This is a genomic window from Thomasclavelia cocleata (genome assembly GCF_900102365.1).
GTDB classification, from domain to species: Bacteria; Bacillota_I; Bacilli_A; order Erysipelotrichales; family Coprobacillaceae; genus Thomasclavelia; species Thomasclavelia cocleata.
In genome coordinates this window covers 85,111-99,545 of record NZ_FOIN01000002.1, presented here as the reverse complement: position 1 = coordinate 99,545, position 14,435 = coordinate 85,111, and the positions used below count along the sequence as shown (strand labels likewise).

Below are 14,435 nucleotides of genomic sequence, written 5' to 3'. Positions count from 1 at the left end.
GAGAATTTTATGTACGCAAAAAATGCATGGGAAAAATATAATGATGAACAAATAAAAGAAATAATGGATTTTAATGAGGGGTACAAAACTTTCATTACTAAAGGAAAGACTGAAAGATTATGTGTTAATGAAACTGTAAAAAAAGCAATGGCAGCTGGGTATAAAGATCTAAAAGATGTAGATATTTTAAAACCAGGGGATAAAGTGTATGTAACAAATATGAATAAAAATGTAGCTTTATTTGTGATTGGTAAAAAGCCAATTGAAGCAGGCCTTAGAATTTTAGGAGCACATATTGATTCGCCAAGATTGGATTTAAAACAAAATCCATTATATGAAAGTGAAGGTTTTGCATTACTAGATACCCATTATTATGGGGGAGTAAAAAAATATCAATGGGTAACTATTCCATTATCACTAATTGGAGTAGTAGTAAAAAAAGATGGTACTGTGATTAATGTAAATATTGGTGAAGATGAAACTGATCCAGTTGTGGGAATTAGTGATTTATTAATTCATTTATCTGCTGATCAACTGAAAAAAGAAGCAGCAAAAGTAATTGAAGGAGAAGATTTAGATGTAACTTTTGCAAGTATGCCATTAAGAGATTATGAAAAAGATTCAGTAAAAGCTAATGTTTTAAAAATTCTAAAGGAAAAATATGATTTTGAAGAAGAAGATTTTTTAAGCGCTGAGATTGAAATTGTACCTAGTGGAAAAGCTCGTGATTACGGAATAGATCGTAGTATGGTAGCTGGATATGGGCATGATGATCGAGTTTGTGCATATACTTCATTAATGGCAATATTAGATATTAATGATCCTGAATATACAAGTTGTGCTATTTTAGTGGATAAGGAAGAAATTGGTAGTGTTGGAGCTACTGGAGCTCAGTCTTTATTCTTTGAAAATACAATTAGTGAATTATTGGCTAAACAAGGTGTTGACAGTTTTGTGAAGACTAGAAAGGCATTGGCTAATTCAAAAATGTTATCTAGTGATGTTAGTGCAGGTGTAGATCCTTTATATTTGAGTGTCAATGATAAAAAGAATGCTGCTTATTTAGGAAGAGGAATTGTTTTTAATAAATATACAGGGGCACGTGGAAAAAGCGGTTCTAATGATGCTAACCCAGAATATATGGCACAGATTAGAAATATTCTTGATGAAAACAATGTTAATTATCAAACTGCAGAACTTGGTAAAGTGGATCAAGGCGGTGGAGGTACTATTGCTTATATTTTGGGTAATTATAATATGAACGTGATTGATGCTGGGGTAGCTGTATTAAATATGCATGCACCAATGGAAATTGTAAGCAAAGTTGATGTTTATGAGGCATATTTAGCTTATCGAACTTTTTTACAAAAAATTTAGATTAATGTAAAAAACGTTGGTAAAGTCAATTATTTGATTTTATTAACGCTTTTTTTGTGCCTGGATTTAATGAGTGGAAGTCTAATTGCACACTCCTCCAGGTGTAGCAAACTACAAGTCGATAATAGCGATAAAGTAGAATGGTGAAACTGTTAATAATTATTCCAAGAAACTACTGTTAAAAATCTCAAGGATATATAATATACAAGTGAATAATGAACTAGAAAACAGATAATTGATAAAGATATGGTAGAGATAAATGTAATTTAATAAAATTTATTTGTTAGTGCTAATTAGTAATTATAGCTTATTTTTATATTAATGAATTTGTGTTATAATAATGTTCAAGGCGGTGATTAAAGGTGATAATTAAGATAGTTGATTATAATGAAAATTGGCCATTAAAATATGCTGTTGAAGCAAATGAGATTCGTAATGCTGTTATAAATAATCTTATTTCTATTTATCATATTGGTTCAACTGCGATAAAAGAAATAAGAGCAAGGGAAATGCTTGATATATTAATTGTAGTTAAAAAGACTATATCTATTGATGAGTTAGTAACTCAGCTTGAAAAGCTGGATTATAATTATTGTAAAGAAAGTGATAATACAAGATGTTATTCTTTAAAAAAGAAAGATAATAGTTTTTGTTTATATGTATTTTATGAAGATCAGGTATCTGAAATTGAAAAATATCTTGCAGTTTCTCTTTATTTAAAAGAACACCATGAAATAGCTGCTGAATATATGAAGGTTAAGGATACATATATTAAAAGTTATTTAAATAATAAGTATTATCAGGAAAAGAAAAAATTTTTTAATGAAATTGAAATAGATGCTTGTTTATGGTATAAAAGTAAAAATATTCATGTTGCTTAATTGTTCTTATTTTAAAGTTTTTTCATATTATTTATTGGAGGTAATAATATGGAAAATAATAGTATACGTTTTGAGCATACCCCTTATCATAATGTTTATTTAAAGGATCGCAAAAATATTGAGTTAACAGGTGTTAAGAATATTGAAAGTTTTGATTCATTAGAATTTTTAATTGAAACATCACTAGGTTTTTTAAATATTAAGGGGAGTGATCTTTCTTTGACAAGACTTGATCAAGAAAAATGTGAAGTTAGTATTAAGGGGAATATTGATTCATTTTCTTATGTTTCAAATAAAAAGAACCCTAAAGTAAAAGAAAGTGTATTTAATAAATTACTTAAATAATGGATTTAGTTAAACAGATTCAAGGAATCAGTTATTCATTTGTTTTTGGGTTTGTCTTTACTTTTATTTATAGTCTTATCAACCGTTTGTTGTATAAATACCACCAGCGCATCATTAGACTTTTTTTACAGATTATTATTGGTATTATTTTTGGGTATATTTACTATCTTGGTTTGTTGAGGATCAATAATGGCGTAATCAGATTATATTTTTTTATTAGTATGTTGATTGGGTATATTTTATATCTTAATTATTATAGCTATTATATGTTTTTTCTGATTGAGTTAATTGTTCGAATGATAAAGTATATTTTAAGGCCAATAATATTTATTTTTAGAAAAGTTAATGGTATAATGAAACGGGTAAAGAGGGTGATGAAATGGCCAAAAGAAAAATTTTCAAAACAGTCAAAGGATTCTTGTACATGATTGTTGGATGTGGGTTATTGTTGACTTTGTTTAACAGTATGATAATGGTCTATCAACATCAAGATGAGGTAGTTGCATTAAAAAAACAAAAAGCAGCTGTTGTTAAAGAAAAAAAGGCATTAGAAAATGAAATAGATTTATTGAATGATGAAGATTATGTGGCACGTTATGCTCGTGAAAATTATGTTTTTACCCGTGATGGAGAACAAGTTTCAATTATTCCTGGAGTTAAATAATAAGCACCTAGTGCTTATTTTTGTTATGGAGGTTAAAAAGTGTTTATTGAAAAAAAATTTTACATGAATGCATTAAGAAGAATGCGAAAAATTACGATTTATGCTCCTGATGATTATCAGACAAGTAATAAACGTTATCCTGTTATGTATATTAATGATGGTCAAAATGCTTTTTTTGATGAAGAATCTTATATGGGAATTAGCTGGGGATTTTATGATTATGTAAAAGAAACAAATTTAGATATTATTATGGTTGCGATTCCTTGCAATAATCGATTAAATAAACGAGAAGATGAATATGGGCCATGGTCGATAGGTAAAGAAATCTTACAATTAGAATATGGCGATGATAGTATAGATGTTGGAGGAGAAGGTGAAAAATATATTAGGTTTATAATTGAACAATTAAAACCATATATTGATGAACATTTTCCTACTATTAAAGATGATAATGCAATGGTTGGCAGTTCGATGGGAGGAATAATTACTAGTTATGCAGGAATAAAGTATGCTGATATATTTAAAAAAACTGCCTCTCTTTCTACTGCTTATTGGTTTTATGTAGATGAATTTTGTGAACTGATTGAGCAGAGTAATTTAAATAACATAGAGTGTTTTTACCTTGACTTAGGCGGTAATGAGGGAAATGGTGATGAAGATATAAGTCGGATTTATTATGAAAGTAATGAAATTATTTATCAGAAACTGATTGAAAAAAGTGATCGAATTGAAGGTCGTTTTTTTGAAGAAGCTTGTCATAATGAAGAACAATGGAGAATGAGAGTGCCAATTTTTATGGAATTATTTTATAGATAAGAAAATAGCAGAGGTTTAAAGTAAATTATGTTATTATAATTATGGAGGGGTTATGTATAAATTAATGTTATCGGATTTAGATGAAACGTTACTAATTGATCATCATGTACCAGATTTTAATATTGAGGCAATAAAAAAGGCACGTCATAATGGTTTGAAGTTCATCCCTGCAACAGGAAGGGCATATAATATGATTTTGGATGTTTTAAAAGAAATTGGCACTTATGAACAAGCAGGAGAATATTCAATTTGTTTTAATGGAGGATTGATTGTTGAAAATAAAAATAATCGGGTTTTAAACTTTAAAGGTCTTTCTTTTGAACAAACAGAATTATTATTTGAAAGTGCTAAGAATTATGATGTCTGTGTACTGGTTTTTACATTGGATATGTGTTACATATATAATGCTAATGAAGAAGAAGTAAAACGTAAAATTGCTCAAAATGCTCCATTTAAAGTAATGGATAATTATTGTATAGATCATTTAAAAAATGAACAAATAGCTAAAATAATATATCAAAAAAGTGATATGTCATATTTAAAGATGATTGGACAAGATCTGGCTAAGGTTATTGAAGGTAAAGCAGCTGTTAGTTATTCATCAAATCGGTATCTCGAATTTAATGCTCTAGGTGTTGATAAAGGTTATGGATTAAAATGGTTAGCGGATTATTTAGGTATTGATATAAAGGAAACAATTGCAATTGGTGATAATTATAATGATGTAGAAATGATTAAGGCAGCAAATCTTGGTGTATGTGTTATTAGTGCTAATGATGATGTTAAAGCAAATGCTCAATATGTAACGAAATTAGATTATGATCAAGGAGCGGTTAAAGAAGTTATAGAAAAATTTGTTTTGGAGGAGAAATAATGGGATATAAGTTGATTGCTTGTGATTTGGATGAAACATTATTAAGTGATGATCATATTGTGGGAAAGAAAAATCATGATGCAATATTAAAAGCAAGAAAAGAGTATGGAGTTAAATTTGTACCAGCAACAGGTCGAGGATTCATGCAGATTCAATCAGTACTCGAAGAGTTAGAATTAAACGATCTTGAAGGTGAGTATGTAATTTCTTTTAATGGGGGAGCATTAAGTGAAAATAAGAGTAATCGTATTATTGAATTTAATGGTTTACCATTTGAAAAGATGAAAGAAATTTTTGAAATGGGATTAAACTTTGATGTTTGTCAACATATTTATACGCCAGATAAACTATATGTTTTTAATTTAAGTGAATCAGAAAAGAAGAGACTAGCACATCTGAAATTAGATATTATTTATCCAAAAGAAAATAATGTAGATTTTTTAAAGGATGTACCAATTGCAAAGATACTTTATCAAAATATTGATGTACCATATTTAATGAGTCTAGAAGATAAATTAAAATCGATTACTGATGGGTGTGTGGCTATTAGTTATTCATCAAATAGATATATGGAATTCAATGCTGTTGGAGTTGATAAAGGTCAGGGGTTAATTGATCTAGTAAATAAATTGGGGATTGATATTGAAGATACAATTGCAGTTGGAGATAATTATAACGACTTGTCAATGTTGAAAGTGGCAGGTTTAGCAGTTGGTGCAAATAATGCAGTGGATAATGTAAAAGCTGTTTGTGACTATGTTACTCAAGCTAATAATAATGAAGGTGTTGTAGCTGAGTTGATTGAGAGGTATATATTTAATGAAATTTAAAGATATTGTTGCTATAGAGTTTGAACAAGATTATTATAAAAAATTACATAAGTTTGTTGAAAATGAATATATTCATAAGACTATTTTTCCACCACGTCAAAATATTTTCAGAGCTTTGAATCTCTGTGATTATGAAGATGTAAAAGTGGTGATTTTAGGACAAGATCCATATCATGAGCTTCATCAGGCTAATGGTTTAGCTTTTAGTGTTTATCCTGGGGTTAGAATTCCGCCAAGTTTGGTAAATATCTATAAAGAATTGAGTGATGATGTTAAAACTTTTATACCTAATAATGGAGATTTAACTAAATGGGCAAAACAGGGGGTATTATTACTTAATAATGTTTTAACAGTTGAACAAGGAAAAGCTAATAGTCATGCAGGAATCGGCTGGGAGATTTTTACATTAAATATTGTTAAGGCGTTAAATAAACGTGAAAAACCAATGGTATTTATTCTTTGGGGAAATAATGCTCGTAGTAAGAAGCAGTTTATTGATACTTCAAAGCATTTAGTTTTAGAAAGTGCTCATCCTTCACCGCTTTCAGCTCATCGGGGATTTTTTGGATCAAGGCCATTTAGTAAAACAAATGAATTTTTAATTAAAAATAATATGACCCCAATTGATTGGCAAATAGATAATATTAAATAATTATAAAAGGTTGTATTAAACAGTAATCATACTGATAATACAACCTTTTTGAATTTTATTGAAAGCTATTATAATAATTAAAGGAGAAAATGATGTTTAGAGATATTGAAAGTGCTTTAAAATATATCGAATCAAGACGAGTTAAACGATCTTTAAAACAATTCAAAGAAACGATTGAAAAGTATGGTTTTAATGTTCATCAAAAAAATATGGTACATATTGCAGGGACAAATGGTAAGGGATCAACAACAAATTTTATTAAAAATATTTTAATAGAGCATGGTTATCGAGTAGGAACATTTACTTCGCCATATCTTATTTGTCATAATGATCGTATTTGTATTAATGGAAAAATGATTGATGATGAAAAACTGCTAGAAATTATAAATAGTTTATTGGAAATGATTGATAATGAACAATTGTCAATGTTTGAAATTGATACCTTGATTATGTTGTGTTATTTTAATGAAGAGGATTTAGATTTTCGAATCATTGAAACTGGGATTGGCGGATTAAATGATAAGACTAATGTGATTGATAGTGTTTGTAGTGCAATCACGAATATTGGTTATGATCATCAGTTTATGCTAGGGGATACATTAGAACAAATAGCTTATCATAAAGCAGGGATTATTAAAGAAAATCAGATTTGTTTCACTGGTGAAACAAATGATGAGTTAGTCAAGATATTTGAAACAGCTGCTCAAATAAAAAATAGTCATGTAGTTAAAACGGTTGTAGAATCTGATTATCAGTATCCATATACATTTAGTTGTCTTGGTCATAGTTATCATTTGAGTAATTGTGGCAGTTATCAAGTTAATAATGCCGCACTAGCAATTACGTTGTGTAATCATTTAATAAATTTAGATCATGATAAAGTACAAGTGGCATTAGATACATTTAGTTGGCCAGGGCGATTTGAAAAAATTGGTAAAATTTATTTAGATGGGGCTCATAATGTTGATGGTATTAAAGCTCTAGTTAAAACATTACATGATCAAAATATAAAGAATCCGTTAATTATTTTTAGTGCTTTGGGTGATAAAGATATTGATAAGATGAAAAGTTTGTTAAGTGATTATCCTTTGATTCAGGCAACATTTTTAGATGAGCGATTACAATTACATGGAACTGATTTTAAAGAAGTGATACAAGATAATTTAAAACAATATGATAATCTGATTATTACTGGTTCTTTACATTTTATTAGCATTGTTCGTAAATATATTTTAACAACCCTCCAGGATTGATTTGGAGGGTTGATTTGTTAATGATTTAAGATAATATCAAATACTATATGATATTATAATAAGAATTTTTAGTTGAAGTTGTAATGATACCAAATTATAAAAATATAGACAGTCCAGATTTTTCGAGCATTGTTATGTATATTTTGAAAATGATTATCAAGTAGTTCGTTTAAATAGTCGCAGTTAAAATATTTTTGAGCAATTGGACCATTGAATAATTCTTTAATTTGTTGATAATATTGTTCTTCTTTCAACCACTCATTAATGGGAACTGGAAAACCAAGTTTCTTTCTTTGGGTATTTTTAGGAGGGAGAGATTTTGCAGCAGTTTTGCGAAATATATATTTAGTAGCTTTTTTATTAACTCTTAATTGAGTTGGTAAAGTTGAACTCATTAGCCAGACTTCTTTATCTAGATAAGGAACACGAACCTCAAGTGAATTAGCCATTGAAATATGGTCAGCTTTACGTAAAATATCACCACGTAACCAAAAATTTAAATCAATATATTGCATTTTAGTAATGTCATCATATTGAGCAACTTCTCGATAATAAGGGGTTGTTAGGATTTGAGGTTGATAGATATGATGTTGAGGTTTGATTAATTTATTTAATTCATTGTTTTGGAAAATAAAGGCATTACCAATAAACCTTTCTTCAACTGTTTGACCAGCTCTAATTAAATATTGTTTACCTTTAAAATTGTAATTGGATTTTAAGAGAATATTTTTGATTTTTTTTCGAATATAAAAAGGAATTACTTTTGTTGGGGCTAAAGTTAAAGGTGTTTGATAAATATTATAACCACCAAATAATTCATCTGCACCTTCACCAGATAATACTACTTTTACATGTTGACTGGCTAATTTTGATAAATGATATAAGGGAATGATTGAGGGATCAGCAACTGGTTCATCTAATATTTTTAAAATAGTTGGGACACTTTGCCAAAACTCTTCTTTGGTAATTGTTTTTTGATAATTTTCAATTTTTAACTGTTGGCTAAATTCTTTAACTAAGGGAAGCTCATTACATTGAGGATTTTCAAAGCCGATACTAAAAGTTTTTTTAACTTGGCTATTAGCAGTGAGATATGATGAATCAATTCCTCCTGATAAAAAAGCTCCCATTTCAACATCAGCTAATTGATGTTTGTCGATAGAATCTTTCATTGTTGTTTCAATAAGTCTAATTGCTTTGTTTTCACTTAGATGTGAATTGATATTATATTTGAGTTTAAAATAGTGGGTTAATTTTAGCGTATCATTAAACTCTAAATAATGAGCTGGTAATAGTTGAAAGATTCCTTTATAAAAAGTTTCTGTTAAAGGGTTATATTGAAAAGCTAAATAGCTTGCAAGACAGTCTTCGTTGAATATTTTTTCTATACCAGGATATTCAAATAATGCTTTGATTTCTGAAGCAAAAATCAGTTGTTTGTTTACAATTGTATAGAATAATGGTTTGATTCCAAAAATATCACGGGCAATATACAGAGAATTTGTATGTAAATTATATATCGCAAAAGCAAACATCCCTCTTAAATGATTAACGACATTGTTGCCATATTCTTCATAGCCATGGATGATTACTTCACTATCACTATTAGTAGTAAAAATATGACCTAAAGATATCAATTTATTTTTTAAGTTTTGATAATTATATATTTCTCCATTAAAAACTAGAATTAATGATTTATCTTCATTAAATATTGGTTGTTTTCCACAGTTTAAATCAATAATGCTTAAACGTCGCATCCCAAGTGAGATATGGTTATCTTGATAGTATCCTTGATCATCGGGACCACGATGTGTAATTTTTTTTAACATATTTTCAATAACGTTTTGATTATTTGTAATACAGTTTGTATATCCAAGAATTCCGCACATATAAATACCTCCATGCAGGTATTATAATATGTGAAATTATAGAAAAAATGAAAGTTAAGTTTTATTAAATAATGCTAAGATATATAAGGTAAAATTAAGATGTACTAAGACAAAATAAGAATCAATAAGGACTTAGTCCTTATTGATAGCTAAACTGATAATTTAATTCTTCGTCAAATTCACTCCATAGTAAATAAACATATGATAATAAGAAACGCTTTGAACTATTAGGTTCTTTAATTATGAAATAATCACGACCAGCATCTTCGATAATTCCTACATAACTCTTATCACGCCATTTTTCACTGCCGTTGTAACTGAAGTAAAAAGTTCCTAACTTTCCTATATTTAATTTTATAACATTTCCAAGAAATGCTTGTCCAATAATTCCTGGGTTGACAGGCGGTACTACTGGAGCCTCTCCTGTAAGGGATTCACCCTCTTGCTGTCTTACCATATAAGGGTTTAAGTCATCAAAATAATCCATAATATCTCTCCTTTAAAATTGACAATTTAGATCTTCGCCAGGATCATAAAAACAATGATTTCCAAAGCGCCCAGCTAAATAACCATAGAATACTTCTGGACAAACTACATTTCTCCCTGGATTTTTAAACCAAAGAGCATATGTGGCAGGAGCATTTCTATAACCATTAATGGTTCTTAAAGCTAATTCTCTTTCAAGAGCATTGATTGGGCCATTAAATAATGGTGTGTTTACACCTGCAAAAGCATTCCTTTGATAAATAGCATCAGTAATTGTAGTAACATTTCTAAAGACATCACATGTTGCAGCGACACGATTTACTGCAACGTTACCAACTAATAGCATTCCTTCCTGTCCTTCACCTAAAGCTTCTGATCTTATTAATCGGGCTAATAAATCTACTTCTTTATCATTATATGCTATCCGTGGACTCATTTTTTCACCTCTTTCTATATATATGTTTAAATTAAAAAGATTATGATGTTTTATCATCTAAAAAGTTATTATGATATTGTTTTAATAAAAAAATTTTTTAGAGTATAATATATGACAAGATATATAATTATATTTTGTGATAATTAAACTCGAATTTATTTCTAAATTGTGATAGAATTAAATTATAGTTGAAGCGCTTACATTCAGACAAGGAGGTATTTGAAATGGGAAGAGAGATTGTCGCAATGATTTTAGCTGGAGGTAGAGGTACTCGTTTGGAAGCCTTAACAGCTAAAGTAGCTAAGCCAGCTGTGCATTTTGGAGGAAAATATAGAATTATAGATTTTCCATTAAGTAATTGTGCGAATTCAGGGATTGATATTGTTGGAGTATTAACTCAATATGAATCTGTATTATTAGGTACTTATGTTGGTGCTGGAACAAAATGGGGGCTTGATGGTAAACAGTCTTTAGCAGCTATTTTGCCTGCACGTGAAAGAGGGGAAGTAGGAGCTACCTGGTATGCAGGAACTGCAGATGCTATTTATCAAAATATAAGTTTTATTGATCAATATGATCCTGAATATGTTTTAATTTTATCTGGTGATCATATTTATAAGATGGATTATGATAAAATGCTTACAGCACATAAACAACGTAAAGCAGATGCAACTATCGCTGTATTAAATGTATCATTAAAAGAAGCAAGCCGATTTGGAATTATGAATACAAATGAAGATGGAAGTATTTATGAGTTTGATGAAAAACCTGAAAAACCAAAATCAACATTAGCATCAATGGGTATCTATATTTTTACTTATAAACAATTGCGTAAGTATTTGATTGATGATGCGAAAAAAGCTGATAGTAAACATGATTTTGGTATGAATATCATTCCAGATATGTTAAATGATAATAAGAAATTATTTGCTTATGAATTTGATGGATATTGGAAAGATGTTGGAACTGTAGAAAGTTTATGGCAAGCTAATATGGATTTATTGAAAGATAAAGAATTAGATTTATATAATATTAAAAAAGATTGGAAGATTTATACTGAGGATAATTTAGGTAAACCACAAATCATTGGTGATAAAGCAGAAGTTAAGAATTCATTGATTACTCAGGGATGCTTAGTTAATGGTAAGGTTGAGGGATCTGTATTATTTAATAATGTTAATGTTGGTGAAGGTGCCAAAGTTATTGATTCTGTCTTAATGCCAGGGGTACTGGTTGAAGAAGGTGCAGAAGTATATAAAGCTATCGTTGATGAAGGGGTAGTAATTAGAGCAAAAAGTAAAATTAATGAAGAGGCTAAAAAAGTCGCTTTAATAAGTGATAATAAGTAGGGGAGGAAATAGAGATGGTAAAAGCAATAGGATTGGTTAATTTACACTCTGATGTAGATTTTGTAGGGCTTACAGAAAGAAGACCTGTAGCATCAGTTAGTTTTTTAGGACGATATGCATTGATTGATTTTGTTTTATCAAATATGTCTAATTCAACTATTGATGCTGTTGGGGTTTTGATTCAAAAGAAACCACGTTCATTATTTAAGCATTTAGCTGGTGGTAATTCTTGGAACTTTAACTCTAAAGCTGGAGGTGTATCTTTTTTGTATAATGAAAGATATGCTAATAACCCTAATTATAATCACGATATTAACAATTTGATTGAAAATATCGCATTTTTAGAAGCTAATAGTGCTGATTATGTAGTAATTGCTCCAGCACATATTATTACTACAATGGATTATAGTGATGTGATTGAATGCCATGAAAAAGCTGATGCTGATATTACTATGGTTTATAAAAAAGTACATGATGCAAATGAGGCGTATATTGGATGTGATTGTTTAACTATAAAAGATAAAGTAGTTACTAAAGTGGAACGTAATAAAGGTAGTCGAAAAGATCGTAGTATTTCTTTGGAGACTTATGTTATTAATACAAAGACTTTATTAAAGGTCATGAAACAAGCTGTAAAAATAAGTTCATTCTTTAGTTTGAGAGATGTTTTAGCTTATTTATGTGATGAAAAGCAAATCAATGCTTATGAATATAAAGGATATGCACGTTGTATGGATTCTTTAGAACATTATTATCAATATTCATTAGAATTTTTAGATTTGGATATCTCATCAGCAGTATTTAAAAGTAATTGGCCAATTTATACAATTACTAATGATACCCCACCTGCTAAATATTTGACTGGTTCTAATGTCAAAAAGAGTATTGTTGCAAATGGTGCAATGATTAATGGTACTGTAGAAAATAGTATTATTGGTCGTAATGTTGTAATTGGTAGTGGTGCAGTTATTAAAAATTGTATTTTGATGTCAGGTGCAGTTGTTAATGCAAATGCTAATCTTGAAAATGTAATTATGGATAAAACTTCTAAAGTACAAAGACAGTTAGAACTTAAAGGTGGTAGTTATACACCATTGTACATCAAAGAAGGAGATGTAGTTTAATGAGAGTTTTGTTTGCAACATCAGAAGCAACTCCTTTCATTAAGTCTGGAGGACTTGCTGATGTATTGGGTTCTTTACCAAAGGAAATGGTAAAGAAGGGTGTTGAAAGTATTGTTGTTTTACCAAAATATCAAGATATGAAATTAGCAGATAAAATTGAATTTGTGACTAATTTTGATATTTGGGTAGGATGGAGAAAAGTATATTGTGGAGTTTTTACTTATGTAGTGGATGGTGTGCGTTTCTATTTTATTGATAATGAACAGTACTATCGTCGTCCAGGATTGTATGGTTATGATGATGATTATGAAAGATTTGCATACTTTGATTTTGCAGTTCTTGAATTAATTTCTCATTTAGATATTAAACCTGATATTATTCATTTACATGATTGGCAAACTGCAATGATTGCAATGTTGTATAAAGAAAGATATTGTTATTATGAACATTATGATAATATTAAGATCGTTTTTACAATTCATAATATTGCATTCCAGGGGAAAGCTGATCCTAAGTTATTAAGTGAATTATTTGGGTTAGATAATTATTTATATTATAATGGTAATTGTCGTAACGATGGATGTTTAAATATGATGAAGGCAGCTATCTTTTATAGTGATATTGTTACAACAGTATCACCAACTTATGCTAAAGAAATATTGACATCTGAATATGGAGAAGGTTTACAAAGTATTTTAGAAATGCGTAAGTATGATTTGTATGGTATTTTAAATGGTGTTGATTATGATGTAATAAATCCTGAGACTGATCCACAAATCGTTAAAAACTATAATATTGAAACAGTGTTTGATGATAAGGTTGTTAATAAGTTAGCACTTCAAAAAGAAGTAGGATTACCTGAGAATAAGGATGTTGCTTTAATTGGAATAGTAACTAGATTAACTAAACAAAAAGGATTGGATTTAATAATTAATCAATTTAGTGAAATGTGTAGTAGAGATGTCCAGATTGTGATTTTAGGAGCTGGTGATCATGTGTATGAAGATGCATTAAAAGGTATTGCATACCATCATCCAGATAAAGTATCTTTACAATTAAAATATGACTTTGGTTTATCTTGTCGTATCTATGCTGGTTGTGACATGTTTTTGATGCCATCGTTGTTTGAACCATGCGGATTATCACAAATGATGTCGCTTAGATATGGAACGATTCCAATTGTAAGAGAGACAGGTGGGTTGAAAGATAGTGTTCAACCATATAATGAATATGCTAATACTGGTACGGGATTTAGTTTTGCTAATTATAATGCTCACGAAATGATGAAAACCATTGATTATGCATTAAAAGTATATGATGATTCTAAAGCGTGGAGACAAATTATGATTAGAGCAATGAATGCTAAATTGGATTGGGATGCTAGTGCGGATCAATATTTAAAAGTATTTAATTCATTAATGGGGTAAAAGACAGAGGAATCTGTCTTTTCGTATTTAAA

General features: G+C 29.3%; 16 protein-coding genes. 13 read left to right on the top strand and 3 right to left on the bottom strand.

Annotated features, from left to right (window positions below; genetic code table 11):
- Positions 1-9 precede the first annotated feature (9 nt).
- The 10 genes from BMW96_RS01705 to BMW96_RS01660 all read left to right on the top strand — a co-directional run bounded on the left by BMW96_RS01705 (position 10) and on the right by BMW96_RS01660 (position 7,692).
- Entirely contained in the window at positions 10-1,377 is a 1,368-nt protein-coding gene (locus BMW96_RS01705; RefSeq protein WP_092351874.1) for an aminopeptidase, read from the top strand.
- 362 nt (positions 1,378-1,739) lie between these two features.
- On the top strand, positions 1,740-2,258 hold the full coding sequence (locus tag BMW96_RS01700; protein ID WP_092351872.1) for a GrpB family protein: 519 nt from the start codon (positions 1,740-1,742) through the stop codon (positions 2,256-2,258).
- Positions 2,259-2,306: 48 nt separating this feature from the next.
- Complete coding sequence (yabP, locus tag BMW96_RS01695) at positions 2,307-2,603, top strand: sporulation protein YabP (protein WP_092351870.1); 297 nt, start codon at positions 2,307-2,309, stop codon at positions 2,601-2,603.
- Positions 2,603-3,031, top strand: a complete 429-nt coding sequence (gene yabQ / locus BMW96_RS01690) for a spore cortex biosynthesis protein YabQ (RefSeq protein WP_092351868.1) — start codon at positions 2,603-2,605, stop codon at positions 3,029-3,031. The genes yabP and yabQ overlap by 1 nt, the downstream gene beginning before the upstream one ends.
- Positions 2,983-3,267: an FtsB family cell division protein gene (locus BMW96_RS01685; RefSeq protein WP_092351866.1), complete on the top strand. Its 285-nt coding sequence runs from the start codon at positions 2,983-2,985 to the stop codon at positions 3,265-3,267. Before yabQ ends, BMW96_RS01685 begins: the two co-directional genes overlap by 49 nt.
- Positions 3,268-3,306: 39 nt before the next feature.
- The gene (locus tag BMW96_RS01680) at positions 3,307-4,083 is read left to right on the top strand and encodes an alpha/beta hydrolase (RefSeq protein ID WP_092351864.1); all 777 of its coding nucleotides are present in this window, start codon (positions 3,307-3,309) and stop codon (positions 4,081-4,083) included.
- A 52-nt stretch (positions 4,084-4,135) separates the two neighbouring features.
- Positions 4,136-4,957: a Cof-type HAD-IIB family hydrolase gene (locus tag BMW96_RS01675; protein ID WP_092351862.1), complete on the top strand. Its 822-nt coding sequence runs from the start codon at positions 4,136-4,138 to the stop codon at positions 4,955-4,957.
- Complete coding sequence (locus BMW96_RS01670; protein ID WP_092351860.1) at positions 4,957-5,787, top strand: Cof-type HAD-IIB family hydrolase; 831 nt, start codon at positions 4,957-4,959, stop codon at positions 5,785-5,787. The genes BMW96_RS01675 and BMW96_RS01670 overlap by 1 nt, the downstream gene beginning before the upstream one ends.
- Positions 5,777-6,439, top strand: a complete 663-nt coding sequence (locus BMW96_RS01665; protein WP_092351858.1) for a uracil-DNA glycosylase — start codon at positions 5,777-5,779, stop codon at positions 6,437-6,439. The genes BMW96_RS01670 and BMW96_RS01665 overlap by 11 nt, the downstream gene beginning before the upstream one ends.
- Positions 6,440-6,531: 92 nt before the next feature.
- Complete coding sequence (locus tag BMW96_RS01660; RefSeq protein WP_092351856.1) at positions 6,532-7,692, top strand: bifunctional folylpolyglutamate synthase/dihydrofolate synthase; 1,161 nt, start codon at positions 6,532-6,534, stop codon at positions 7,690-7,692.
- Positions 7,693-7,760: 68 nt separating this feature from the next.
- On the opposite strand, the gene asnB is transcribed toward BMW96_RS01660, so the two are convergent.
- The 3 genes from asnB to BMW96_RS01645 form a co-directional block, all read right to left on the bottom strand.
- Complete coding sequence (gene asnB / locus BMW96_RS01655; RefSeq protein ID WP_092351854.1) at positions 7,761-9,581, bottom strand: asparagine synthase (glutamine-hydrolyzing); 1,821 nt, start codon at positions 9,579-9,581, stop codon at positions 7,761-7,763.
- Positions 9,582-9,720: 139 nt separating this feature from the next.
- Positions 9,721-10,068 (bottom strand): spore coat protein GerQ, encoded by a 348-nt coding sequence (locus tag BMW96_RS01650; protein WP_092351852.1) that lies wholly within the window; start codon positions 10,066-10,068, stop codon positions 9,721-9,723.
- Positions 10,069-10,080: 12 nt separating this feature from the next.
- A complete protein-coding gene (locus BMW96_RS01645) occupies positions 10,081-10,503 on the bottom strand; it encodes a cell wall hydrolase (protein WP_092351850.1) in 423 nt (140 codons plus the stop codon).
- A 224-nt stretch (positions 10,504-10,727) separates the two neighbouring features.
- On the opposite strand from BMW96_RS01645, the gene BMW96_RS01640 reads away from it, so the two are divergent.
- Genes BMW96_RS01640 through glgA form a run of 3 tightly spaced genes read left to right on the top strand, consistent with a single transcriptional unit; the run spans position 10,728 to position 14,403 of the window.
- A complete protein-coding gene (locus BMW96_RS01640; RefSeq protein WP_092351848.1) occupies positions 10,728-11,852 on the top strand; it encodes a glucose-1-phosphate adenylyltransferase in 1,125 nt (374 codons plus the stop codon).
- Positions 11,853-11,866: 14 nt separating this feature from the next.
- Complete coding sequence (gene glgD, locus BMW96_RS01635) at positions 11,867-12,976, top strand: glucose-1-phosphate adenylyltransferase subunit GlgD (RefSeq protein WP_092351846.1); 1,110 nt, start codon at positions 11,867-11,869, stop codon at positions 12,974-12,976.
- The gene (gene glgA, locus BMW96_RS01630; protein WP_092351844.1) at positions 12,976-14,403 is read left to right on the top strand and encodes a glycogen synthase GlgA; all 1,428 of its coding nucleotides are present in this window, start codon (positions 12,976-12,978) and stop codon (positions 14,401-14,403) included. Before glgD ends, glgA begins: the two co-directional genes overlap by 1 nt.
- Positions 14,404-14,435 lie beyond the last annotated feature (32 nt).

Excerpts from the sequence above, each read along its gene's own strand:
- BMW96_RS01705 (WP_092351874.1), top strand. The coding sequence starts at position 10 with ATGTACGCAAAAAATGCATGGGAAAAATATAATGATGAACAAATAAAA.
- yabP (WP_092351870.1), top strand. The coding sequence starts at position 2,307 with ATGGAAAATAATAGTATACGTTTTGAGCATACCCCTTATCATAATGTT.
- yabQ (WP_092351868.1), top strand. The coding sequence starts at position 2,603 with ATGGATTTAGTTAAACAGATTCAAGGAATCAGTTATTCATTTGTTTTT.
- BMW96_RS01685 (WP_092351866.1), top strand. The coding sequence starts at position 2,983 with ATGGCCAAAAGAAAAATTTTCAAAACAGTCAAAGGATTCTTGTACATG.
- BMW96_RS01675 (WP_092351862.1), top strand. The coding sequence starts at position 4,136 with ATGTATAAATTAATGTTATCGGATTTAGATGAAACGTTACTAATTGAT.
- BMW96_RS01670 (WP_092351860.1), top strand. The coding sequence starts at position 4,957 with ATGGGATATAAGTTGATTGCTTGTGATTTGGATGAAACATTATTAAGT.
- BMW96_RS01665 (WP_092351858.1), top strand. The coding sequence starts at position 5,777 with ATGAAATTTAAAGATATTGTTGCTATAGAGTTTGAACAAGATTATTAT.
- BMW96_RS01660 (WP_092351856.1), top strand. The coding sequence starts at position 6,532 with ATGTTTAGAGATATTGAAAGTGCTTTAAAATATATCGAATCAAGACGA.
- asnB (WP_092351854.1), bottom strand. The coding sequence starts at position 9,581 with ATGTGCGGAATTCTTGGATATACAAACTGTATTACAAATAATCAAAAC.
- BMW96_RS01650 (WP_092351852.1), bottom strand. The coding sequence starts at position 10,068 with ATGGATTATTTTGATGACTTAAACCCTTATATGGTAAGACAGCAAGAG.
- BMW96_RS01645 (WP_092351850.1), bottom strand. The coding sequence starts at position 10,503 with ATGAGTCCACGGATAGCATATAATGATAAAGAAGTAGATTTATTAGCC.
- BMW96_RS01640 (WP_092351848.1), top strand. The coding sequence starts at position 10,728 with ATGGGAAGAGAGATTGTCGCAATGATTTTAGCTGGAGGTAGAGGTACT.
- glgD (WP_092351846.1), top strand. The coding sequence starts at position 11,867 with ATGGTAAAAGCAATAGGATTGGTTAATTTACACTCTGATGTAGATTTT.
- glgA (WP_092351844.1), top strand. The coding sequence starts at position 12,976 with ATGAGAGTTTTGTTTGCAACATCAGAAGCAACTCCTTTCATTAAGTCT.